This is a genomic window from Pseudomonas sp. MAG002Y (genome assembly GCF_019400845.1).
Taxonomy (GTDB): domain Bacteria; phylum Pseudomonadota; class Gammaproteobacteria; order Pseudomonadales; family Pseudomonadaceae; genus Chryseomonas; species Chryseomonas luteola.
Map to the genome: position 1 here is coordinate 64,060 of NZ_WOEJ01000003.1, position 22,912 is coordinate 86,971.

17 protein-coding genes and 1 pseudogene are annotated in these 22,912 nt (G+C 54.2%); 14 read left to right on the forward strand and 4 right to left on the reverse strand.

Annotated features, from left to right (window positions below; genetic code table 11):
* Positions 1-21: 21 nt before the first annotated feature.
* Both oadA and GM154_RS05470 read right to left on the reverse strand, forming a co-directional pair.
* Positions 22-1,827, reverse strand: a complete 1,806-nt coding sequence (gene oadA / locus GM154_RS05465) for a sodium-extruding oxaloacetate decarboxylase subunit alpha (protein ID WP_219651278.1) — start codon at positions 1,825-1,827, stop codon at positions 22-24.
* An 11-nt stretch (positions 1,828-1,838) separates the two neighbouring features.
* Positions 1,839-3,254: an acetyl-CoA carboxylase biotin carboxylase subunit gene (locus GM154_RS05470; protein ID WP_219651280.1), complete on the reverse strand. Its 1,416-nt coding sequence runs from the start codon at positions 3,252-3,254 to the stop codon at positions 1,839-1,841.
* A gap of 152 nt (positions 3,255-3,406) precedes the next feature.
* Here GM154_RS05470 and GM154_RS05475 point away from each other — a divergent pair, with 152 nt between their 5' ends.
* Complete coding sequence (locus GM154_RS05475; protein ID WP_308460591.1) at positions 3,407-4,360, forward strand: LysR family transcriptional regulator; 954 nt, start codon at positions 3,407-3,409, stop codon at positions 4,358-4,360.
* Here the strand turns inward: GM154_RS05475 and GM154_RS05480 are convergent.
* Entirely contained in the window at positions 4,332-4,523 is a 192-nt protein-coding gene (locus GM154_RS05480; protein WP_010796306.1) for a PA3496 family putative envelope integrity protein, read from the reverse strand. The two genes, GM154_RS05475 and GM154_RS05480, sit on opposite strands and share 29 nt — an antisense overlap.
* A gap of 108 nt (positions 4,524-4,631) precedes the next feature.
* Positions 4,632-5,510 carry a transcriptional regulator HexR gene (gene hexR, locus GM154_RS05485; RefSeq protein ID WP_026004183.1) on the reverse strand — a complete coding sequence of 293 codons (879 nt, stop codon included), beginning with the start codon at positions 5,508-5,510 and terminating at the stop codon, positions 4,632-4,634.
* A 411-nt stretch (positions 5,511-5,921) separates the two neighbouring features.
* Here hexR and GM154_RS05490 point away from each other — a divergent pair, with 411 nt between their 5' ends.
* The 13 genes and pseudogenes from GM154_RS05490 to GM154_RS05550 all read left to right on the forward strand — a co-directional run bounded on the left by GM154_RS05490 (position 5,922) and on the right by GM154_RS05550 (position 22,878).
* Positions 5,922-6,440: an Hcp family type VI secretion system effector gene (locus tag GM154_RS05490; RefSeq protein ID WP_010796308.1), complete on the forward strand. Its 519-nt coding sequence runs from the start codon at positions 5,922-5,924 to the stop codon at positions 6,438-6,440.
* A 233-nt stretch (positions 6,441-6,673) separates the two neighbouring features.
* On the forward strand, positions 6,674-8,734 hold the full coding sequence (gene tssI / locus GM154_RS05495; protein ID WP_219651282.1) for a type VI secretion system tip protein TssI/VgrG: 2,061 nt from the start codon (positions 6,674-6,676) through the stop codon (positions 8,732-8,734).
* Positions 8,724-9,464, forward strand: coding sequence for a DUF4123 domain-containing protein (locus tag GM154_RS05500; RefSeq protein WP_219651283.1), 741 nt, complete (start codon positions 8,724-8,726; stop codon positions 9,462-9,464). The genes tssI and GM154_RS05500 overlap by 11 nt, the downstream gene beginning before the upstream one ends.
* Positions 9,461-14,220 (forward strand): annotated as a pseudogene (locus GM154_RS05505) (RHS repeat-associated core domain-containing protein). Before GM154_RS05500 ends, GM154_RS05505 begins: the two are co-directional and overlap by 4 nt.
* A gap of 2 nt (positions 14,221-14,222) precedes the next feature.
* Positions 14,223-14,621 carry a hypothetical protein gene (locus GM154_RS05510; RefSeq protein ID WP_219651284.1) on the forward strand — a complete coding sequence of 133 codons (399 nt, stop codon included), beginning with the start codon at positions 14,223-14,225 and terminating at the stop codon, positions 14,619-14,621.
* Positions 14,622-14,885: 264 nt separating this feature from the next.
* On the forward strand, positions 14,886-15,209 hold the full coding sequence (locus tag GM154_RS05515) for a hypothetical protein (protein WP_219651285.1): 324 nt from the start codon (positions 14,886-14,888) through the stop codon (positions 15,207-15,209).
* A gap of 131 nt (positions 15,210-15,340) precedes the next feature.
* Positions 15,341-16,720: a tRNA 5-hydroxyuridine modification protein YegQ gene (gene yegQ, locus GM154_RS05520; RefSeq protein WP_219651287.1), complete on the forward strand. Its 1,380-nt coding sequence runs from the start codon at positions 15,341-15,343 to the stop codon at positions 16,718-16,720.
* Positions 16,721-16,794: 74 nt separating this feature from the next.
* Positions 16,795-18,963: a DNA helicase II gene (uvrD, locus tag GM154_RS05525; RefSeq protein ID WP_219651535.1), complete on the forward strand. Its 2,169-nt coding sequence runs from the start codon at positions 16,795-16,797 to the stop codon at positions 18,961-18,963.
* A gap of 53 nt (positions 18,964-19,016) precedes the next feature.
* Positions 19,017-19,445, forward strand: coding sequence for an EamA family transporter (locus tag GM154_RS05530; RefSeq protein ID WP_122041228.1), 429 nt, complete (start codon positions 19,017-19,019; stop codon positions 19,443-19,445).
* Positions 19,446-19,954: 509 nt separating this feature from the next.
* Positions 19,955-20,800: a Tim44 domain-containing protein gene (locus GM154_RS05535; RefSeq protein WP_010796317.1), complete on the forward strand. Its 846-nt coding sequence runs from the start codon at positions 19,955-19,957 to the stop codon at positions 20,798-20,800.
* A 159-nt stretch (positions 20,801-20,959) separates the two neighbouring features.
* A complete protein-coding gene (locus GM154_RS05540) occupies positions 20,960-21,361 on the forward strand; it encodes an SMI1/KNR4 family protein (protein WP_010796318.1) in 402 nt (133 codons plus the stop codon).
* Positions 21,362-21,517: 156 nt separating this feature from the next.
* Positions 21,518-22,279, forward strand: a complete 762-nt coding sequence (locus tag GM154_RS05545; protein ID WP_010796319.1) for an SDR family NAD(P)-dependent oxidoreductase — start codon at positions 21,518-21,520, stop codon at positions 22,277-22,279.
* Between the two features lie 101 nt (positions 22,280-22,380).
* Positions 22,381-22,878 (forward strand): acyl-CoA thioesterase, encoded by a 498-nt coding sequence (locus GM154_RS05550; RefSeq protein WP_010796320.1) that lies wholly within the window; start codon positions 22,381-22,383, stop codon positions 22,876-22,878.
* Positions 22,879-22,912: the final 34 nt, after the last annotated feature.

A 22,912-nucleotide genomic window follows, 5' to 3' on the forward strand; every position in this document is an offset into this window, starting at 1 on the left:
GCTACCAGCTCTACCGCTGGCTCAAGCCTCGATCTCGACCAGAACCTCGCCTGGATTGACGCGATCGCCTTTCGCCACGTGTACAGCCTTGACGGTTCCGTTGATAGAGGCCTGGATCTCGGTCTCCATTTTCATCGCTTCGGTGATGAGTACCGACTGACCCGCCTTGACCACATCACCTTCCTTGACCAATACATCGACGATATTACCCGGCATAGTCGTACTGACATCCCCTGGCGCGCTGGCCTGACGGCGCTTGCCATCACCGCCCGAAACGTAACTGTTAAGCGGCTCGAAGACCACCTCTTCCGGCATACCATCAATGGACAGATAAAAATGCCGCTTGCCCTCGCTCTTCAGGCCGATACCCGTGATATCCACCCGATAGCTTTCACCGTGTACATCAATCACGAACTCAGTCGGCACGCCTTCACGCGCCAGAGGCGTACCGCTTCCATCCGGGATGGGCAGCAGTTCTTCAGGCTGCAAGGTTCCGGCTGCACGCTCCTCCAGAAACTTGCGTCCGATATCCGGAAACATGGCAAACGTCAGGACATCTTCCTCGCACTGGGCAAGCTCTCCTGCCTCTCGGCGCAGGTTATCGAGTTCCGGCTTGAGCAAGTCGGCTGGACGTACCTCGATCACTTCTTCATTACCAATGGCTCGCTTGCGCAGCAGCTCGCAGACCTTGCCGGGTGCCTTGCCGTAACGGCCCTGCAGATACAGTTTCACTTCATTAGTGATGGTCTTGTAGCGCTCTCCCGCCAGAACATTGAAAAAGGCCTGGGTACCAACGATCTGCGATGTCGGCGTCACCAGCGGTGGATAACCCAGATCGGCGCGTACACGGGGAATTTCTGCCAGCACCTCGCCCATGCGATTGAGAGCACCCTGCTCGCGCAGCTGGTTGGCCAGGTTGGAAATCATCCCGCCCGGCACCTGATTGACCTGTACGCGCGTATCCACTCCCGTAAATTCGCTTTCGAACTGGTGATACTTCTTGCGAACGGCATGGAAGTACAGACCGATCTCCTGCAGCAGCTCAAGGTCCAGCCCCGTGTCATAGGGCGTTCCACGCAACGCGGCAACCATGGATTCGGTCCCCGGATGGCTGGTCCCCCACGCCAGGCTGGAAATGGCGGTATCGATATGATCCGCTCCGTTTTCCACCGCCTTGAGCTGGCACATGGCAGCTACACCGGCCGTGTCATGGGAGTGGATAAACACCGGCAGATCCAATGCCTCTTTTAATGCCTTTACCAGCTCCCCCGTGGCATAGGGTGTAAGCAACCCGGCCATGTCCTTGATCGCAATAGAGTCCACGCCCATGCCCGCCATGGTACGCCCTATCTCGACAAACGCCTCAACGGTATGCACCGGGCTGGTTGTATAGGCAATGGTGCCCTGGGCGTGCTTGCCACTTTTCTTGACGGCCTTGATAGCCGTTTCCAGATTGCGCACATCGTTCATGGCATCGAAAATCCGGAAGACGTCGACTCCGTTTTCCGCCGCCTTGGCCACAAAGGCCTCGACCACATCGTCGCTATAGTGGCGATAACCCAACAGGTTCTGGCCCCGCAGCAGCATTTGCAAACGAGTATTGGGCAAGGCAGCCCGCAACGTGCGCAAACGCTCCCACGGGTCTTCTTTCAGAAACCGCACACAGGCATCGAACGTCGCGCCGCCCCAGACTTCCAGTGACCAATACCCGACCCGATCCAGCTTGTCGCAGATGGGCAGCATGTCTTCCGTACGCATGCGCGTTGCCAGCAGGGATTGGTGTGCGTCACGCAACACGGTATCGGTAACAAAGATCTTCTTGGACATTCTTGTTTTCCTCACAGGCCGGCATGGGCGGCAATGGCGGCCGCGATGACCAAGGCCAGTTGCTCGGGGTTACGCTTGATCGAGTACTGCGTCAGCTCTGGATGGCTTTCCACAAAGCTCGTATTGAATTGGCCGCTACGAAATTCCGGGTTGCGCAAAATCGCTTCGTAATAAGGTGCGGTGGTCTTCACACCCTGCACCCGCATGTCATCCAGCGCCCGTAGGCCTCGCTCCAGTGCCTCTTCCCAGGTCAGCGCCCAGACAATCAGCTTCAAGCACATGGAGTCGTAGAACGGTGGGATCACATAGCCGGTATAGATGGCGGTATCCGTGCGCACCCCAGGGCCACCGGGTGCGTAATACCGGGTGATCCTCCCAAAGCTGGGCAGAAAGTTGTTTTTAGGGTCTTCCGCATTGATACGAAACTGCAGGGCAAACCCACGATGGATGATATCCTCCTGCTTGACCGACAGCGGTTGTCCAGCGGCAATCCGGATCTGCTCGCGAACGATATCGATCCCGGTAATTTCCTCGGTGATCGTATGTTCGACTTGAACCCGGGTGTTCATCTCCATGAAATACACTTCGCCTTCTGCGAGCAGGAACTCCACCGTACCGGCATTCTCGTATCCGACCGCCTTGGCAGCGCGTACCGCCAGATCGCCAATATAGGCACGCTGCTCAGGTGTCAGCTGCGGGCTGGGTGCAATCTCGATGAGCTTCTGGTTGCGACGCTGGATCGAGCAGTCCCGTTCGAACAGGTGAACGGTATTGCCCAGGCTGTCCGCCAGAATCTGAGCTTCGATATGCTTGGGATTGACGATGCACTTCTCGAGAAATACTTCAGCACTACCAAACGCCTTGGTTGCCTCGGAAATGACGCGGGGATAGGCCTGCTCCAGTTCTTCACGGCTATTACAGCGTCGGATACCACGGCCGCCGCCACCAGACGTGGCCTTGAGCATTACCGGATAGCCGATGCGCTCTGCTTCGATCAGTGCCTCATTCAGATCGGCTACGTTTCCTTCGGTGCCGGGGGTACAGGGCACGCCTGCTGCAATCATGCTGCGACGCGCCTCGGTCTTGTCTCCCATCCGCCGAATAACTTCAGCACTAGGGCCGACAAATTTGATCCCGCGCTGCGCACAGATCTCTGCCAGCTCAGCATTCTCGGATAAGAAGCCATATCCCGGATGTAACGCATCACACCCAGTCTCAACTGCCAGGTTTACGAGCTTGCGAGGGTTCAGATAGCCTTCGAGCGGATCGCTGCCAATGCTATGTGCTTCATCGGCCCTTTTTACATGCAACGCATGGCGGTCAGCCTCTGAATAGATAGCTACCGAGCGAATACCCATTTCGGCACAGGCACGCACGATACGCACCGCGATTTCGCCACGATTGGCGATGAGGATTTTCTTGATCACACGCCGGCCTCTTGAGCGAGATTAGGAGCCCTTTGGGCATTTGTTGTTGTTCGCTCACAAACCTAGACGGCAATAAGGATTATGGAAAATCAATAATTATTAGCGTATCTATAAGGTATTACTTATATATCAACGATGAGGCCGGCCCAGCCATGCGTAAACCTTTGATGCGTATCACCTTACGTCAGCTGCAAGTGTTTGAGGCCGTATGCGAGACACGCTCCTACAGCCGTGCAGCTGACGTCATGGCCCTAACGCAACCGGCCGTCAGCCTGCAGATTCGCCAGCTGGAAGAGCTGCTCGGACAACCACTGTTTGAATACAGTGGCAGAACCCTTTATCTGACCGAAGCCGCCGATGCCTTGCTGCGCGCCGGGCAGGATATCTTTGGACGCCTTAACAGTCTCGATATGCAGCTCTCCAATCTCCTGGGCTCGCTTCACGGACAACTCCGTCTGGGGGTAGAAACCAGCGCGCAATACCTGGCGCCCCATCTGTTCGCTACCTTCAAGCAGCAGCACCCGGAGGTCAGTGTTCATCTCTGCGTGGGCAACCACGATCACATGCTCAGACGGCTGTCTGAAAACCGTGACGAAATCATGATCATGTCTCTGGTACCGTCAGACCGAGACCTGGAGTTTCTTCCCTTTCTTAACAACGAGATTGTTGCAGTGGCCGCTCCGGAACATCCTGTCAGCCAAACCGGCAGCCTTACCTTGAAGGATCTGAGCGATTGTCCGCTACTGGTACGAGAGTCGGGCTCCGGCACCCGTCAGGCGTGTGACGAGTACTTCAAGCAAAAGCGAGCCCACTTTTTAGACGTACAGGAGCTGACCTCACTGGAAGCCATACGGGAAGGTGTCATTGCCGGATTGGGCATTGCCCTGCTTCCACGACTGGCCGTCCACCGAGAGCTTAAGGCTGGTGTACTGTGCGAGTTATCGGTGCAGGAGCTTCCACTTTGCCGCAGTTGGTGCGTGGTTCATCCGCGCAGCAAACGCCTGTCTCCTGTGGCACAGGCGTTTTTTAACTTCATTCGGGAAGAACGGAGTCGAATCGCCGCGCTAGCCGAACGAATCAGTGGGCTGAGAGCTGAGCGCTCATAGCGACCGAAGCAGAAAATAGTTCGGGATAATCCGTTAACTCCTGCTCCAGACGTAACTGCTCGTTGCGATCTTCAATGGCACGTCGAAAGGCCATTCGGCGTTGATCCGCCAGTTTACGGCGAGTTTTGGCGTCGAGAAAATCGCTGTCCATAGACATGGCCATACCGTATCTCCCAAGCAAAGGTGGAGCCTTTAGCCTGCTCAGGAAAGATGACGGTTTGGCGAAGCCTTGGTGAAGCTTAAGGGACAGCCGAAGAGCTGCACCTGATCATCAATGCGAGTCGCGCTCGTCCTGATGTTTGATGCTCTTGGGTGATAACCGCAGGCTTCGCAGACTGCGCTTGACACCTTTGAGGTGGTTGACCAGCGTCGGTCCTCGGGACATCGCCACCCCCATCGCCAGCACATCGATAATGACCAGGTGTGCAATACGTGATGTCAGCGGCGTATAGATCTCGGTATCTTCCGGCACATCGATCGTCAGGCTGACATTGGCTAACTCTGCCAAAGGCGTCTGGCTTGGGCAGATCGTGATCAGTTTGGCCCCACTGTCCCGGACTAGGTTGGCCGTGATCAACAGATCTTTCGAGCGTCCCGACTGGGAAATACAGATCGCCGCGTCATCCGGCGTCAGGGTTGCCGCCGACATCGCCTGCATGTGGGGATCAGAATAGGCAAACGCACTGAGCAGAAGACGGAAGAACTTGTGCTGGGCATCCGTCGCCACGGCGCCGGAAGCGCCAAAGCCATAGAACATTACCCGCTTGGCCTTGGAAATCTCTTCGATAGCCTGCTCGAGCGCCTGCATATCCAAGCGCTCGCGGATATCCATCAGCGTGTGCAGCGTGGTATCGAAAATCTTCAGGCTGAAATCGACAACCGAGTCGTTCTCATGGATGGCGAACTGTCCAAAGCTCGCCCCTGAAGCCAGACTTTGGGCCAGACGCAGCTTCAAGTCCTGAAAACCATCGCACCCAATAGCACGGCAGAACCGCACGATAGTTGGCTCACTAACCCCTACCTCATGAGCAAGATCCGCCATCGAACTGTGCATGACAGCCGCAGGATCCAGCATGACGTGCTCAGCCACCTTGAGCTCAGACTTGCGCAATAAATGGCGCGACTGGGCGATATGTTGCATCAGGTTCACAAGCGGCACTCGACTAGCAGAGGTGGAAAAGGCATGTAGTGGTACGTCTTTATACTACATCGACGCCAGGTCATTCATTCACTTAGTATTTCGCGTAATAGACATCTTTGCACTGAAGCCATAAGACAACCCGTCTACAGCGCAACTTTTGGCACACCCTCACCCGTCCACATCCTTGAAAAAAGCACAGACAAGGCGAGTTCACTCGCTTCTAGCGTAGTGCGCAAGATTTCTGCCTCAATGCGCAAAAAGCTGCGCACCTTTATGTGACAGCTGTCGCAAAGCTCATGCAGCACACACTTCATTAAATCATAACTGATTGATTAATAAGGAATTTATTTTATTGGCACAGGGTTTGTAATAGGTATGGCTCCCGGGCCAAGGGCCCACTATTCAGGCAAGGAGAGCATCATGCCAACACCCGCGTATCTGTCCCTCGAAGGCACCAAGCAAGGTCTGATCACTGCAGGCACCTTCACGGAAGACTCCGTCGGCAACATCTTCCAGGAAGGCCATGAAGACCAGATTCTGGTTCAGGCTTTCAATCACCAGGTCATCATCCCACGCGATCCGCAGTCCGGTCAGCCGACTGGTCAGCGTGTACACAAGCCGCTGATGATCACCAAGGTCTTCGACAAGTCCTCTCCGCTGATCTTCAACGCACTGACCTCCGGCGAGCGCCTGAGCAAGTGCCGCCTGGAGTGGTACCGCACTTCTGCTACTGGTACTCAGGAACACTACTTCACCATCGAGCTGGAAGACGCCATCATCGTTGACGTGCAGTCCCGCATGCCGAACTGCCAGGACCCGAACATGGCTCATTTCACTCACCTGGAAGACGTGTACTTCACGTACCGCAAGATCGTCTGGACTCACGAAGTATCCGGCACTTCCGGCTCCGACGACTGGCGCTCCCCGATCTCCGCTTAATTTCGCGGCGATCCGTCAGACAGGTGTGAATCGGTGTCGGCTTCTGATCCCCTCCAGAAGCCGATTGGTCAGAAACAGACCCGATTCACTGCCTGCTAACCGATTGAGGTGGCACAATGAGTCAAGCGCCATGATGTCTGGCATTGGCTCATTCCATGCTAGTACGGTTAGCCTTTTCGGCCAGGTTTCCTGGCCGAAATTGTTTTTGCGACGACCATCTGGAGGAACACGGAATGTTCAACCCAGCGAATACGACTCACTTTTCGCTATCCATTCACGGATCGACCTCAGATGGGGTCACGCCTGATTTCCAAGTCCTGAGTTTTACGGGGCAGGAGTCGATCAGCCAGCCCTTTCGCTTTGACATTGAGCTAGTCAGCGAACGCCCCGACCTCGACCTTGAAGCCCTACTGCATCAGCGCGCCTTTCTGGCCTTCTCGCCCAGCGGTAACGGCGTGCATGGTCAGCTCTACCAGATCGGCCAGGGCGATGCCGGCAAGCGCCTCACCCGCTATCACGTCGTGCTGGTGCCGCGTCTGACTTACCTTGCGCACCGTACCAACCAGCGCATCTTCCAAAAGCTCACCGTTCCGCAGATCATCGCCCAGGTGCTCGAAGACCACGGCATCCTGGCGGACGCCTACCGTTTCCAGCTGGGGCCAACGGTCTATCCGCCTCGCGAATATTGCGTCCAGTACGATGAGACCGACCTGCACTTCATTCAGCGGCTCTGCGAAGAGGAAGGCCTGCACTATCACTTCGAGCATACCCAGGATAACCACGTCCTGGTGTTTGGTGATGACCAGACCGGCTTTCCCAGGCTGACCCCACCTACCGCCTATGTGCAGGGCTCCGGTCTGGTAGCAGATGAGCCGGTGGTCAAGCGCTTTGGTGTGCGCCTGGAAACCCGTACCGCCCGTGTCTCCCGCCGCGACTATGACTTCGAGCAGCCACGACTGCGCATGGAGGCCGCCTACAAGAGCGAGGCCAAGCCCGACCTGGAAGACTATGACTACCCGGGCCGCTTTACCGATCGCACCCGCGGCAAGCACCTCGCCCAGCGCGCCCTTGAGCGTCACCGCAGCGACTATCAGCTGGCCGAAGGTGAAAGCGATCAGCCTCAGCTGGTGACCGGTCACTTCCTGGAACTGTCCGAGCATCCCCGCCGCGACTGGAACCAGCTCTGGCTACTGACCGGCATCTGGCATGAGGGCAAGCAGCCCCAGGTGCTGGAAGAGTCGGTTACCAGCGATGTGGACAAGCACGACGGCTTTACCCAGGGCTACCGCAACCGCTTCACAGCTACGCCCTGGGACGTGCCCTTCCGCCCTGCGCTTGAGCATCCCAAGCCCAAGATCCTGGGCAGCCAGACCGCGGTGGTCACCGGACCCAAGGGCGAAGAGATCCATTGCGATGAGTACGGTCGGGTCAAGGTGCAGTTTCATTGGGACCGTGAAGGCCAGGCCAACGAGCAGACCAGCTGCTGGTTACGCGTCTCGTCCAGCTGGGCGGGTGATCGCTACGGCGGTATCGCCATTCCTCGCATCGGCATGGAAGTACTGGTCACCTTCCTGGAAGGCGACCCGGACCAGCCCCTGGTCACGGGCTGCCTGTTCCACATGGAACATCAGGTGCCCTATGACCTGCCGGCCAACAAGACCCGCAGCGTTTTCAAGACCCTGAGCACACCGGGCGGCGGTGGCTATAACGAGCTGCGCATTGAGGATAAGAAAGGCCAGGAGCAGATCTATGTTCATGCTCAGCGGGACTGGGACGAGAACATCGAGCATGATCAGAAGATCCGCGTAGGGCATGAGCGACACGACATTGTCGAGGCCAACAGCTACACGGAATACAAGGCTGAGGAACATCGCACCACGGATGCGGACCGCAAGGTTGAGGTCAAGACCAACGACCACCTCACCGTAGGGCAAAACCAGCATATCAAGATCGGTACGGGTCAATTCGTCAATGCGGGGCAGGAAATCCATTTATCCAGCGGTTTGAAGGTTGTTTTGGAGGCTGGCAGCGAGCTTACGTTCAAGGCCGGCGGTAGCTTCATCAAGCTGGACGCCAGCGGCATCACTATCGTCGGCCCAACGGTCCGCATCAACTCTGGAGGCAACGCAGGCAGTGGAACCGGTGCATCCCCTCTGCTGCCGGGACCGGTAAGGCCAGCCGACGCAGACAAGGCAGGTGCCCTGCTAACACCTGCACAGATCAATACCTTCAAGCGTAACGCACCCTTCTGTGAAGAATGCGAAAAGTGCAAGGAGGGGTTCTGTGCACTCTGATAATTTGCTTACCCCTCAAGAGTGGTTGGCTCAACAGTCAACTGATAACTCATCCCTTTATGTCGTGATGAGTAACACCAGCGATGCCAATCCACTGAAGGCCTATTACGAAGCTCGTGAAGCTTTTGTCCCTTTGCCCATTTGGGAAGGTACCCCCTACGCTGACTGGCAGCCGGTGATGCCCTACCTAGGTAGGCTCAGTCTAAACAGTACATTTCTGGATTGGGCCGCTCAGGAAAAATATAAAGACTGGGGATGGCTAGCCCTAGCCACGCACGAGCCAGCAGCTATCGTCGAGCACCTCAAGAGTCTGACCAAAGTCTTTATGCCAGACGGTAGCGAAGTGTTTTTCCGCTTTTGGGATGGCCGGCATCTGATCCCTGTGATTCAGACCCTGAATCAGCAGTTCTCTACCGTATTACCTTGCTTCGATCAGTACTGGGTTAATCAATTCAACGCCAGCATAACCCCAAGTACTTACCAAACCGCTCGAACATACCCTTGGTGGAACGTGCCCCAGACGGTACTTGATGCATTGCATGAAAACGATGCCTCAACGCTGATCGATAACCTGATGCAGCACATTCAAGAAAATCACCCAGACATTTACTTTAAATTCCCAGAAATCAATCTTTTACAAAAGATCAAACGCTTTGTTCAGCGCCAGGAAACAGACATGGACGATACGGCGCAACTTATCGCTCAACTTGAAAAGGATGCTTCGCTATGATTCCTCGGCTCGGCTCGTTCTCGTTTATTGGTTTGGGTGCCGAGTCACCTGACGCAAGCAAAGTAATCTCTGAATTCAAAAGCTGCCTAGGCACCTATAAAGAGCTAGCAGAAAGCCTCTGGACCGGTTGGGCATTGGATGCCGATCAAACGTTCAAGATTGGCGATGAGTTAAGCATTAGCAAAGACAAGGATTACACCTCCCCTGTTACGAACTACGCAACGTGCCCGCTGAATGGAGAGTTCACGTTAGTTCATGCTTTTGAAGCCGCCCGCTTTGTTCCCATTGGCAATACACCCGTACGGCTGGAACCTGTCACGAGAGCCTGGAACGGAGATGAAGTTACAGGACCCGTCATTAATGATGAAATCGACCCAAGCGGCATAAAAGTCATTTCTGGCTGCAAGCGTGGGCAGCTCTATCGCATTACGTTTTTCCCGAATGTAACGAAGGCTCAGGTAGAAGCCCTATATAGCTCTTATCAAGGCGTTATTCAAAAGCTTGCTGCATGGCTTCAAAGCGAATGGACCAATCAATTCCAACCTTTATGGAGCACCTATCAAAGCGCTAACTCGGGACAACGTTTAAAATTCCAACTGGAGGCTGCCCTAGAGGGCTTTGAGCATGCACTACTCTCGCTCTGGGACGACATAAAGTCACTTTTTCAATTGATTGCTCATCCTTATGAGAATGCTAAAAAGCTCGCTAAATACTTGAGTCCAGACGAGCTGAAAAAGCTCTATACCGCCTCCAAGGAATCGCTAAGTACAGCCTTACTGATCGCTAGTGATGAGCCACTAATGTTTATTTACGTGGCGGCAATTGTTAGCTGGGTCAAGCTGTTACCGCCTCAGACATGTGTTGAAGTACTGGCTCAATTTACCGGCGAGCTTTTAATCAATATTGTCGTCGGGATTATTTTGAGCGGCGGTGCGGGGCTTGCAATCCGCGTTGGCACCAAAGCTTTGGAAACACTCAAGTCTGGTCAAGCGACGGCTTTAATCAGCAAGCTTGCCGATACGTTAATCAACGCAAGTCAATCCCATGCCCTGTCTGTACATGCAGACACCTTAAAGCCTTTAGCGGCCCATGGTGAAATCAGCGAGGCGAATACAGCCCGTAAAATCAACGCCAAGGTGGCGCCTGCAAGCAAACGCCCTACCCCAGCCGACACGCTGAGCCAAACGATTGAAAATGCCTCGACAACAAGCCGAAATAAAACGCGGCGTCAAACGCGTCTGTCTCGCGAAGAAAAGGTTGATGACGTCTCCAAGCCGGCTAAGGATCCTAACGACAAACCTTCGCAGGAATGCGCCAAAACCTGCACTAACGGCTGTCCGGTTTCCATGGTTACAGGTGAGGAGTTGCTTACCCTGACCGATGGAGAGCTGGATGGGGTGCTCGCCTTTCCCTGGTCTCGCCTCTATCGCACCAGTGCTGTCGAGCACAATGTTGGCTTGGGCTATGGATGGAGCCATAGTCTGGCCCACCGGCTAGACATTCAGGGCGACACGGTTATCTGGACAGACCATGAGAATCGCCGCACCGAGCTTCCGCTACCAAGCCAGCAACGTCCTGCCATTACGAACCGGCTTTCCGCTGCAGCGATCTATCTTGGTGAGGACCCAAGCGAGCTGGTTCTTGCGCAAGCGGGTGCCACGTCTCGCTTTTACCATTTCCGCCGAATAGGCCAAAGCGCGCGTCTTATTTCGATAAGCGACACATACAACAACGTCTTACGTATTTCTCGCGATGCGAGAGACCGTATTGTTCGCCTAACGAACACTGCAGGTCGCGCGCTGCGCTTCACGTATGAGCACGCTAATATCGTAGCGGTTGATTATCAAGTCTACCGCCCTGCCGATAATGAAGAAGCGAGTTGGCATACCGTCCAAACCCTGGCCACCTATGGGTATAACGCCCAAGACCAGCTCCTGTCTGCTACCAATGCGGCAGGTGAAAGTGAGCATTATCGCTACAACGACCAGCACGTTATCCAGGAGCGTCAACTAGCGGGCGGAGCAACGTTTTTCTGGGAATGGGAAGGCGAAGGAAAACAGTCCCGTTGCGTTCATCACTGGGCCAATTTTTCCCAGATGGATACACGTTACGTCTGGCAGGACAACGGTACCGTTACCGTTCATCACTCAGACGGCAGCCAGCAGGTCTACCAACATGATGAAAATGCTCGCCTCGTCCAGCAGATCGACCCGGACGGCGCCAAGCATCACAAGGTATACGATGAAAAAGGCCAGCTGATTGCCGAGAAAGATCCGCTAGGCGCTATCACTGAATACCAGCATGACGAGGCGGGTCATCTCATTGCTGTCATTCCGCCTGAAGATGAGCCTACCTATTACGAATACCATAAAGGCTTCGTACGCACGGTCAGCCGAGGCAAGGCTGTCTGGAAATATCGGCGTAATGCCCAAGGTGATATTACCGCTCAGACGGATCCGGACGGCAACACCACTCACTACCACTATGACAGCCGGGGCAACCTGCTCAGTATTCAACATCCTGATGGTAGCCGTCATGAACTCACCTGGAATCCCCAAGGCCAGTTGATAGAAGAGTTGCTGCCTGACGGTGGCCAGCGCCGTTATCGGTATGATGCTCTTGGCCGCCAAATCACTCGACAGGACGAATCAGGCGCTGTTACCCAGTATCAATGGGACGCCGTTGGCCGACTCAGTCAGGTTACGCTGCCGGGCGGTGGGACGCGCGCGTTTACCTACAATGCATACGGCAAAATAACAGCCGAGCGGGATGAGTTGGGACGCGTTACCCGCTACGAATACGCGGACAACCTGCACCTCGTCAGTCGCCGGATCAACCCTGATGGCAGCCAGTTGCGTTACCGCTACGACAACGCTCGCCTGTTATTGACAGAGATAGAGAACGAACGTGGTGAGCACTACCAGCTCGACTACTACCCCAACGGCCTGATTCGAGAAGAGACAGGCTTTGATGGCCGTACAACAGCCTATGCCTACGACCTTAACGGCCATCTGACAAAAAAACGGAATTCGGCGAAGACGGCAGCCAGCGGGTTACCTGCTACCAGCGTGACGCGGCTGGGCGGTTGCTCGTTAAAACCCTTCCTGACGATCAGAAAATTCATTACGTCTATGATGCGCTTGGCCGGTTGGTCAGTGTAGATGACGGCCAATGGCCGCTCGCCTATGAGTACGATCTTCAGGATCGCCTTATTACCGAGCATCAAGGTTGGGCAACATTCCGTTATCAATATGATGCCCTTGGGCAGCTCAGCCATTGCCGCCTGCCGGATGGCAGCCTGCTTGACTACCGCTATCGTAATGGCGGCCTGCTAAGCGCCATTGACCTGAATGGTCAGCCACTAACGGCCCACCAATACCTACCGGGCGGACGTGAACAATACCGCCAGCAAGGCGCACTGCTCAGTCATTATCACTATGACGAGCAAGGGCGCCTCCAAGCCCATCGTATCAGCCAACAGGAGCGCAGCGCTTATCAACGTCGCTATGCCTACGATGCCAACGGCAATCTCGCTGCGATCGAAGACTCCCGCAAGGGTAACAAGCAGTTCCATTACGATCCGTTGGATCGACTGATAGCGGTTCGGGGCGATTTGCCCGAGAGCTTTGCCCACGATCCCGCTGGTAACCTGCTTAGCCAGACGGGACAGGAAGGCGCACGCCTCGCCAATGTCAAAGGCAACCGTCTGTTGATGCAAGGCGATAGCCACTACGATTACGACGCCTATGGCAATCTGACTCGTGAACGACGCGGCGCAGGCCAGCGCCTGGTCACTGAATACCGCTATGACAGCCAGCACCGCCTGATTGCCGTAACACTCCCTGACGGGCAAATCGCCGAGTACCGTTACGACGCCTTCGGCCGACGCATCGCCAAAACTGTTGATGGCCAAACTACCGAGTTTCTCTGGCAAGGCGAACGGCTCATCGCCGAAAGCGGACAAGACCATTACCGTAGCTATATCTACGAGCCCGGCACGTTCCGCCCCTTGGCAATGCTGCACGGTGAAGGGCAAGCAGCCGAACCTTATTACTACCAGCTCGACCACCTCGGCACACCACAGGAGCTGACCAGCGCAGCGGGTTCTATCGTCTGGTCTGCCAAGTATCGCGCCTACGGTAATGTGGCAAAACTGGAAGTCGCCGAACTGGAAAACCCTCTGCGCTTCCAGGGGCAATATTTTGACCAGGAAACCGGCCTGCACTACAACCGGCACCGCTACTACAATCCTAATACGGGCTGCTTTCTGACGCCTGACCCGATCAAGCTAGCGGGTGGGTTGAATAACTACCAGTATGTGCCTAACCCAACGGGGTGGGTGGATCCGCTGGGACTAGCTTGTGAGGGTAATGGAAATTGTTCTGGCTTAGGAGAATCTATTCTAAAAAACGAGTACTCAAAAGATTGGGGAACGCTACCTGATGGTACTAACCAAGGAGTTAAACATTTTGCAGATTATTGGGAAAAATATCCCGAGAGAATTCCTTCCTTAGAACAAAGACTTGGGCTAGCCGAAGGTAATTTCTCTCCTACAGTAGAGGGCTTTGAAAATTTTACTAAGGCTGCTTTAAGGGTTCAGAAAGAAGGTTTTCCAAAATCACTTCCTGAAAATAAGGATATCTATTTTTTACCAGGGTCTCAAAATCCTAAAAAAGGAGTTATCATTATTCTTAAAAATTCAAAGCTACAATCGATGATGCCTGGCGACCCTAAGTCTTTTGAAAAGATGAAATAATAATGGAAATAGTAAACTGCATTTCTACAGGTTATGAAAGATTAGTCTCCATCTTTCTGAAAGGAAAGTTAGTAGTATGTACAGTGGAAAGCTATGACAAATATCTTAAGGAAGGATGTATCGATAGCAGCCTAATAGGAGTATTCAAGGAACCAGTAAATTTTAGATTAAAGTATGCTTTTATAAACGATAAGGAATTTTCCAATGGTTTTTTTCAACCTATAGAAAACTCTCCAAGTACAATTTTAACAGGGAAAGTAAAATTTTCAGAAAACAATGAAAAAGTAGTTATCTCAAATGATTTTTTAGGAGAGTTAATAATAGAATTTGAGAATAGCGTCTGCGTAAAAGATAATTCTTTAATAAGTATAAGAGGAGAGCTTCAGCTAGAAATTCAATAAACCTATCTATATTTTATTAAAATAGCTAGAATTTATATATGATTAAATTAAAATATGCGCACCATGCATTCTCTATGGACTAGACTTTAAAAAAATATACGCCCCTTGCTTGTTATAAAGATATAATCTTCGATTATGAAGAATTTTTCTCAAAAATCTATGCAATTCTCGAATAGCATGGAGGGAAGATTTTATGAAGGCAGAATTTTAAGATCTCTCCACATGGTAGTTAATGTGTAACAACCCAATCAAGGAAGATAAAATATGCTCTTAATATGGCAAGGTTTTGGTTTTTTAGTCGTCATTATTCCTCTTTTTGTAGCCTTTATCGGCTCGTTACTAGGTGGCTTTTTGGGCGCGAGTAATCTCATCGTTTTTCCGCTAACGCTACTTGCATCTGCTATGGCCGTTTTCTATTTCGGTAAGCAACTTAATAGCCGTCCGGGAAAGATCCTGATTGACCCAGAAACCCAACAAACCGTTGAGCTGCGTAAGCGCCACACCCTGTTCTGGATTCCGATGCAATATTGGGCATTCCCGTTGGGGGTACTGGGATTTGCAATGCTGCTGGGCAATCTAGTCGCTTAATTGCATTCAAGTAAGGGTTCGCCAAGCGTTAGCGAATCCTTACTGCGAGCAGCATCAATAGGTTTATAGACTTGGATCAATACAGTCCACAGCCTGCTCTCATAAGCTCATGGCTTTGAAGTCGCTATTCCATGAGCATCACACCTTTCTTCAAACCCGAACTCCTCTCCCCTGCCGGTACGCTCAAATCCATGCGTTACGCCTTCGCTTATGGAGCGGATGCCGTCTACGCGGGGCAACCACGGTATAGCCTTCGGGTCAGAAATAATGAATTCGACCATAAGCACCTCGCGCTGGGTATTAATGAGGCACATGCGCAAGGCAAACGATTTTATGTGGTAGTGAACATTGCGCCGCATAACGCCAAACTGAAGACGTTTCTGAAGGATATCGAGCCCGTCATTGCGATGGGCCCGGATGCGTTGATCATGTCAGATCCTGGCTTGATCATGCTGGTGCGTCAGGCATTTCCCCAGATGCCGATTCATCTGTCAGTACAAGCCAATGCGGTGAATTGGGCGAGCGTGAAGTTTTGGGAGAGCCAAGGTCTGTCCCGTGTGATTCTGTCCCGAGAACTGTCGTTGGAGGAGATTGAAGAGATCCGCCAACAGGTGCCGGGAATGGAGCTGGAAGTGTTCGTTCACGGCGCGCTGTGCATGGCTTATTCCGGACGCTGCCTGCTGTCCGGCTATATCAACCGGCGTGACCCTAATCAGGGCACCTGCACCAATGCCTGTCGTTGGGAGTACAAGGCTCATCCAGGGAAAGAGGATGCATTAGGCGCTATCGTGCAGCACCATGACCCTATTGCACCCAACGTACCGGAACCAACGCTAGGCTCTGGTGCGCCTACAGATAAGATCTTTTTGCTGGAAGAGGCGGGTCGGCCCGGCGAGTTGATGGAGGCCTATGAGGATGAGCATGGCACCTACATCATGAATTCCAAGGACTTGCGAGCCGTGCACCATGTTGAGCGGTTGGCGAAGATGGGAGTGCACTCACTCAAGATCGAAGGCCGGACCAAGTCTCATTACTACGTGGCACGTACGGCGCAGGTCTATCGCAAGGCTATCGATGATGCAGCGGCGGGTCGCCCTTTCGATAAATCCTTGATGGATACCCTGGAGTCATTGGCTCATCGCGGTTACACCGAGGGTTTTTTGCGCCGCCATGTGCACGACGAATATCAGAACTATAACCAGGGCTATTCGGTATCCGAGCGCCAGCAGTTCGTGGGTGAGTTGACCGGTGAACGTCGCAACGGACTGGCTGAAGTAATCGTAAAGAATCGCTTCGACTTGGGCGACTCCATCGAGGTCATGACGCCTAACGGCAATCTGAATCTTTCAGTCGAGGCGATGGAAAATGCCCGCGGTATTCGCCTGGAAACCGCTCCGGGCAGTGGCCATACCGTCTACCTGGCAGTTCCGGAAGGTATTGATCTCCGTTATGGATTGTTGATGCGCAACCTGGAAGCAGGTACGACCACGCGAAACCCGCAATTTCAATAAAAAAGCGGCCGGTTCGCGCATGAAGCTGACCAGCCGCCCATGCAGTTCAGCGCGCGAGTAGTTACAATGTGCTCATGCATGATGACCTCTCTCTCCTCCTGAATTCCCTGAATGCCGCCCAGCGTGAAGCGGTGGCGGCGCCTCTTGGCCGACAGTTAGTGCTTGCGGGTGCCGGTTCCGGCAAAACCCGGGTGCTGGTGCACCGCATCGCCTGGTTGATCCAGGTCGAGCATGCGTCGCCACACTCGCTCCTGGCGGTGACCTTTACTAACAAAGCCGCTGCCGAAATGCGCCACCGGATCGAGCAGCTCCTGAACATGAATCCGCAAGGCATGTGGGTCGGCACGTTCCACGGGCTTGCCCATCGTCTGCTCAGAGCTCATTGGCAGGAAGCCAAGTTGTCCCAGAACTTTCAGATTCTGGACAGCGACGATCAGCAGCGCCTGGTCAAGCGGGTCATTCGGGATCTGGGGCTGGATGAGCAGCGCTGGCCGGCACGGCAGGCGCAGTGGTTCATCAACGGTCAGAAAGACGAAGGCCTACGTCCACAGCATATCCAGGCCAGTGGCGATCTGTTCCTGGCCACCATGCGCAGCATCTACGAGGCGTATGAAGCGGCGTGTGCTCGTGCCGGCGTCATCGACTTTTCCGAGTTGCTGCTCCGTGCCTTGGAGCTGTGGCGCGATAATCCGGACTTGCTTGCCCATTACCAGCGCCGTTTCCGCCATGTGCTGGTAGATGAATTCCAGGATACCAATGCCGTGCAGTACGCATGGCTCAAGCTGCTCGCCCAGGGCGGAGAGAGCCTGATGGTAGTGGGTGATGACGACCAGTCCATCTACGGCTGGCGTGGCGCGCGTATCGAGAATATCCAGCAGTTCAACCAGGACTTCTCTGCCGCCATTATTCGTCTGGAGCAGAATTACCGTTCCACCAGCACGATTTTGCAGGCAGCCAATGGCCTGATCGCCAATAACAGCGATCGGCTCGGTAAAGAGCTGTGGACAGATACGGGTGAAGGCGAAGCCATTACCCTTTACGCGGGCTTCAACGAGCACGATGAAGCCCGCTATATCGTCGAAACTATCGAAAGCGAATCGAAGAAGGGTCTCTCGCTAAGCGAAATGGCCATTCTGTATCGCTCCAACGCCCAGTCACGGGTATTGGAAGAAGCGTTGCTGAGGGAAAAAATTCCCTATCGCATCTATGGCGGCCAACGCTTCTTTGAACGCGCCGAAATCAAGAATGCGATGGCGTATCTACGCTTGATCTGTCATCGCCATGACGATGCGGCGCTGGAGCGTGTCATCAATGTCCCGCCCCGCGGCATTGGTGAAAAGACGGTCGAGATCCTGCGTAACACTGCACGCACAAACGGCTACTCCATGTGGCAAGCACTGCATGATGCGGTCGGCACCAAGTCGGTATCCGGTCGGGCGGCATCCAGTCTGAATGCTTTTGTCGAGTTGATCGATGAACTGGGGCTCAAGTCTGAAGATGTCCCGCTGCATACGCTGACTCAGATCGTGATCGAGCAGACAGGGCTGGTGGCCTATCACAAGGCTGAAAAGGGCGAAAAAGGGCAGGCACGGGTCGAAAACCTTGAGGAGTTGATCAGCGCCGCGAAGTCCTTTGATTTCAGTGGTGACGATGATCGTTCTCCCCTGGCTAACTTCCTTGACCATGCGGCCTTGGAATCTGGGGATAATCAGGCAGACAGCCATGAAGACTGTGTACAGCTCATGACACTGCACAGTGCGAAGGGTCTGGAGTTTCCGCTGGTCTTCCTGGCTGGTATGGAAGAAGGCCTGTTCCCTCACAAGATGAGCCTGGAAGAGTCCGGCCGCTTGGAGGAGGAACGCCGCTTGGCCTATGTGGGAATTACCCGGGCCATGAAACGTCTGGTGATGACCTATGCGGAAACGCGCCGGCTTCATGGAACCGAGACTTACAACAAGCTCTCGCGCTTTATCCGCGAGGTGCCACCAAACCTGATTCAGGAAGTCCGCCTGTCTAATTCGGTCAAGCAGCCGTTCGGTGCGGGTCGGCCTAATCCGTTTGCGGGTGCCGCCATTCCGGATACAACGTTTGCGTTGGGCCAGCGGGTCAATCACGCCTTGTTTGGCGAAGGGGTCATTCTGAATTACGAGGGCTCAGGTCCACATGCGCGTGTTCAGGTGAATTTCGACGCCGAAGGCAGCAAATGGTTAATGGTGAGCTACGCCAAGCTGGAACCGGTTTAACGTATACTTCAGGGCGGCCAAGGTCGCCCTGACTGTTTAAAGAAGGACATTGCGTGGCGTCTTCCTGGCTCTTCTGGGCATTGCTGTCAGCCGTTTTCGCGGCGCTCACAGCCATTTTTGGCAAAATTGGCGTTGCCCAGGTCAATTCGGACTTTGCTACCTTGTTGCGGACTGGAGTAGTGCTCCTGTCGCTTGTGCTGATCGTTTATGCGACCCGCCAGTATCAGCCCTTAAGCTCGATCTCGCCAAAGAGCTATCTCTTCCTTGTGTTATCTGGATTGGCTACCGGTGCCTCCTGGATCTGTTATTTCCGAGCCTTGAAGATGGGTAACGCTTCGCTGGTAGCGCCAGTAGACAAGCTGAGCGTAGTGCTCGTTGCCCTATTCGGTGTACTGCTGCTAGGCGAAAAGCTGACGCTGCGCCAATGGTGCGGCATTGGCGCAATCGGTTTTGGCGTGGTGCTATTGGCGCTGAAACCCTAGGGTTGAAGGCGCAAGGAAAAGGCTTGTCAAACGGTGGGAGATTGCCGAAGCATGCAAGACAAGCCTATTCCCTGCATAGAGGTGCTCAGGTGCCCTACTCACCGAGCCCCGCCACGACTGCTTCTGTCAGGCATTTACAGGCCGGTATCCTTGTAAAGCGATAGCTACCATCCCTTGCATCACAACACTCCACTCCCGTAGCCCAAGATGCAAATGGTTTGGACAGCATACCGTCTCAAGGTAGTAATGAAATGATAGCGCTCAGCCATCAATTTCAGATCTGTGCTTTTAGCCACAGCCGATGTTTAGAAAACACCCTAATTGAGTACGCGCTAACGCTTTTTTGGAGCTGACCAGTGGTTTGAAATATTGCGCATAAAGCAATAGTCCAACAGCAAACGATAAGGCTTGAGTAAACCATGCAAAAAGCCGAAACAATTAGCGCTAGCCCTTACGCAATGTCCGGCGCAAGATGGACATCAACGTAGTTCACGATAAGAGATCTTACGATGCAACGCATAATGAGTTTTTTCATGATCATCTGCCTGGGCCTGACCCTGAGCCTTGATGCCAATGCCAAGCGCATGGGTGGAGGCAAGTCGGCTGGTGCAGCTCCCATTCACCAGACACGCCAGGCGGCACCGCCTCAACAGCAACCAGGCGCAGCGGCAGCCGCACCGGGTCGTCAGGCGCCAGCCGCTAGCGGTGCTTCTCGCTGGCTGGGTCCGTTAGCGGGTCTTGCCGCTGGTGGCTTATTGGCTTCCATGTTCATGGGCGACGGTTTCGAAGGCTTCCAGTTCTTCGACTTCCTGATCATGGCCCTGATAGCGTTTGTTCTGTTCAAGCTATTCACGCGCCGCCGTCAGCAGCAACATCAGCAGCATCAGCCCGCTCCAGCAGGCCACGCACCGATGTACCGTGAAGCGCCTGTACAGCAGCCTGGCGGATTCGGCCAGGGTGGTGCCGCGCCAGTCATGAATGCGCCTGCCTGGTTTGATGCAGAGCGTTTCGTTGCAGCTGGCCGTGAGCACTTCATGTCTCTGCAGCAGCACTGGGATGCCAACGAGATGGACAAGATCGCCGAGTTCGTGACGCCTCAGATGCTCCAGTGGCTGAAAGATGAGCGTGCCAGCTTGGGTGAAGGCTTCCAGTCCACCTACATCGAGAACTTGCAGGCCGAGCTGGATGGCGTGGAAGAGCTGGAAGGTAAGACCATCGCTACCATCACGTTCTCTGGCTTGTCGAAAGAGTCTCGCTTCGACCAGGGTCAGAATTTCAGCGAAAGCTGGCGTATGGAGCGCCTGGCAGGTAGCAACCAGCCCTGGCTGCTGGCCGGTATCCGTCAGAACGCTTGATCGCTCTGTGTTTCAGAAAAGCCCGGTCATGCCGGGCTTTTTCATTTCTACCGTTTGTCGCGCTGTTCGTACAGGTAGCGCATTCTCGATGGCACCTTTTCCATCTTTTATATTCTTGACTAGGGTATAACACGCACCCCTGCATTAGAGGATGTATTGATGGAAGACGTGATTGAAAGGCTGCGCGAAGAGAACGAACCTGTTCCGGTACCGCTCGAGCTGCCCGATGAGGACCTGTTGGTCGAAATCGAAGAAGAACTGTTGATCAGCCTTCCGCCCGAGTTTCGCGAGTTTCTTCTCACCGTCAGCGATGTGGTATACGGCAAGCTCGAGCCCGTAACGGTGACCGATCCGCAGTCCCATACCTACCTTCCTGAAGTGGCCGCTACAGCCTGGTCGGAAGGTCTACCTCGCGATCTGATACCCATTTGTGAGGACGGTGACGGCTACTACGCCGTCAGTCAGGAAGGCGAGGTTCTGCTCTGGACGGATGGTGAGCTGGACGATGACACCTGGGATTCCGTCTGGATCTGGGCACGGGATGTCTGGCTGGAAAGCTGATCATTGATCAGCTCTATAGCGTTAGCCTGCCGCTATTGGCAGGCTTTACGAGACGCTTGTAGCGGATTGCACAAGAATGGCAGGCCAGACGCTGAACGTAAGCGGCTGCGCAAGGTCTGGATATAGCTATCTTTTCCGCTAGAAGGTAATCCCTGGATGAGCACTCCTGTCGTTCTGATCACTGGTGCCGCTGGCGGGCTCGGTCGAGCACTGGCCCAGCGTTTTTCACAGAGTCACTGGCGCGTTGCAGCGGCAGATCTGGACAAGGATGGCCTGCATGATCTCAATGGCAATGTTCCCCTGGATTCGAGCGTCGTAGCTGATCTACGGACGGCCGAAGGCTGTCGTAACCTCATCAGCAAGGTCATGGCGCGTACCGGCCGCCTCGATGCTCTGATCAATGCGGCAGGTGTCTGGCGCGAAGGCCCTGTCGAGACGTTCAGCGAAGAGGATTATGACCTCGTCATGTCGGTCAACCTCAAGTCAACCTTCTTCATGTGCTCCGCTGCCATCCCGTTTCTCAAGGAAACCCGCGGAACGATCATCAATATTTCGAGCGGTGCGGGTCGCCAACCCGTCTCGGGTGCTGCCGCCTATGGCGCTGCTAAAGCCGCTATTCGTTTCTTCAGCCAGAACCTCGCCATTGAGCTGGCCAAGGACGGTGTGCGGGTCAATGCTGTCTCCCCAGGCGATATCGATACGCCCATGCTGGATTTTCAGGCGGCCCATTATGGCCAGGGCGATCCTACCGGCTACCGGCGCAACTTGCTCAATCGGTATCCGCAAGGTGATCAGGCCCGTTTTATCCAGCCTGAAGAAGTCGCTGAACTGGTGTACTTCCTATGCCAGCCGCAGGCCTCTGCTATCTCGGGGGCAGACATGCCTATCGATAGGGGGTTGTCGGCGGGTCGCTCATAAGACGGATATAGCTAACGCACGAATCCTATGGCAAATCGCCATAACATTGCATACTGACGCCGCCGGAATTACCGGTGATTTGAGGATATGACGAGGCCTATATGGAAGCCGGTAATCACCAGCTCAGTATGACCATTCTGATGACGCCCGATTTGGCGAACTTCTCTGGCAAGGTGCATGGTGGCGCCTTGCTTAAACACCTGGATGAAGTGGCCTATGCCTGCGCCAGCCGTTATGCAGGCCGTTATGTGGTAACACTGTCGGTCGATCAGGTGATCTTTCGCGAACCGGTCAACGTAGGTGAATTGGTTACGTTTTTGGCATCGGTGAACTACACCGGAACGACGTCTATGGAGGTCGGTGTAAAGGTCATTACGGAAAACATTCAACAGCGCTCGGTACGCCATACCAACAGCTGCTTCTTCACGATGGTTGCATTGGGTGATGACGGCAAGCCCTGCCCCGTTCCTCAACTGGAACCCAAGACGTTCGACGAGAAACGCCGCTGCATACAGGCACAGCAACGCCGGCAAATTCGCCGAGAGTTGCAAGAGCGGTATCAGGCGATCAAGGAAGACGTACTTCCTTCATCTGGCTGATCAGGGCCTAAACAAAAACGCCGCGATTATCCGC

Excerpts from the sequence above, each read along its gene's own strand:
- GM154_RS05550 (WP_010796320.1), top strand. The coding sequence starts at position 22,381 with ATGGAAGCCGGTAATCACCAGCTCAGTATGACCATTCTGATGACGCCC.
- GM154_RS05515 (WP_219651285.1), top strand. The coding sequence starts at position 14,886 with ATGCTCTTAATATGGCAAGGTTTTGGTTTTTTAGTCGTCATTATTCCT.
- GM154_RS05540 (WP_010796318.1), top strand. The coding sequence starts at position 20,960 with ATGGAAGACGTGATTGAAAGGCTGCGCGAAGAGAACGAACCTGTTCCG.
- GM154_RS05510 (WP_219651284.1), top strand. The coding sequence starts at position 14,223 with ATGGAAATAGTAAACTGCATTTCTACAGGTTATGAAAGATTAGTCTCC.
- GM154_RS05535 (WP_010796317.1), top strand. The coding sequence starts at position 19,955 with ATGCAACGCATAATGAGTTTTTTCATGATCATCTGCCTGGGCCTGACC.
- tssI (WP_219651282.1), top strand. The coding sequence starts at position 6,674 with ATGTTCAACCCAGCGAATACGACTCACTTTTCGCTATCCATTCACGGA.
- uvrD (WP_219651535.1), top strand. The coding sequence starts at position 16,795 with ATGCATGATGACCTCTCTCTCCTCCTGAATTCCCTGAATGCCGCCCAG.
- GM154_RS05480 (WP_010796306.1), bottom strand. The coding sequence starts at position 4,523 with ATGGCCATGTCTATGGACAGCGATTTTCTCGACGCCAAAACTCGCCGT.
- GM154_RS05475 (WP_308460591.1), top strand. The coding sequence starts at position 3,407 with ATGCGTAAACCTTTGATGCGTATCACCTTACGTCAGCTGCAAGTGTTT.
- oadA (WP_219651278.1), bottom strand. The coding sequence starts at position 1,827 with ATGTCCAAGAAGATCTTTGTTACCGATACCGTGTTGCGTGACGCACAC.
- GM154_RS05545 (WP_010796319.1), top strand. The coding sequence starts at position 21,518 with ATGAGCACTCCTGTCGTTCTGATCACTGGTGCCGCTGGCGGGCTCGGT.
- yegQ (WP_219651287.1), top strand. The coding sequence starts at position 15,341 with ATGAGCATCACACCTTTCTTCAAACCCGAACTCCTCTCCCCTGCCGGT.
- GM154_RS05490 (WP_010796308.1), top strand. The coding sequence starts at position 5,922 with ATGCCAACACCCGCGTATCTGTCCCTCGAAGGCACCAAGCAAGGTCTG.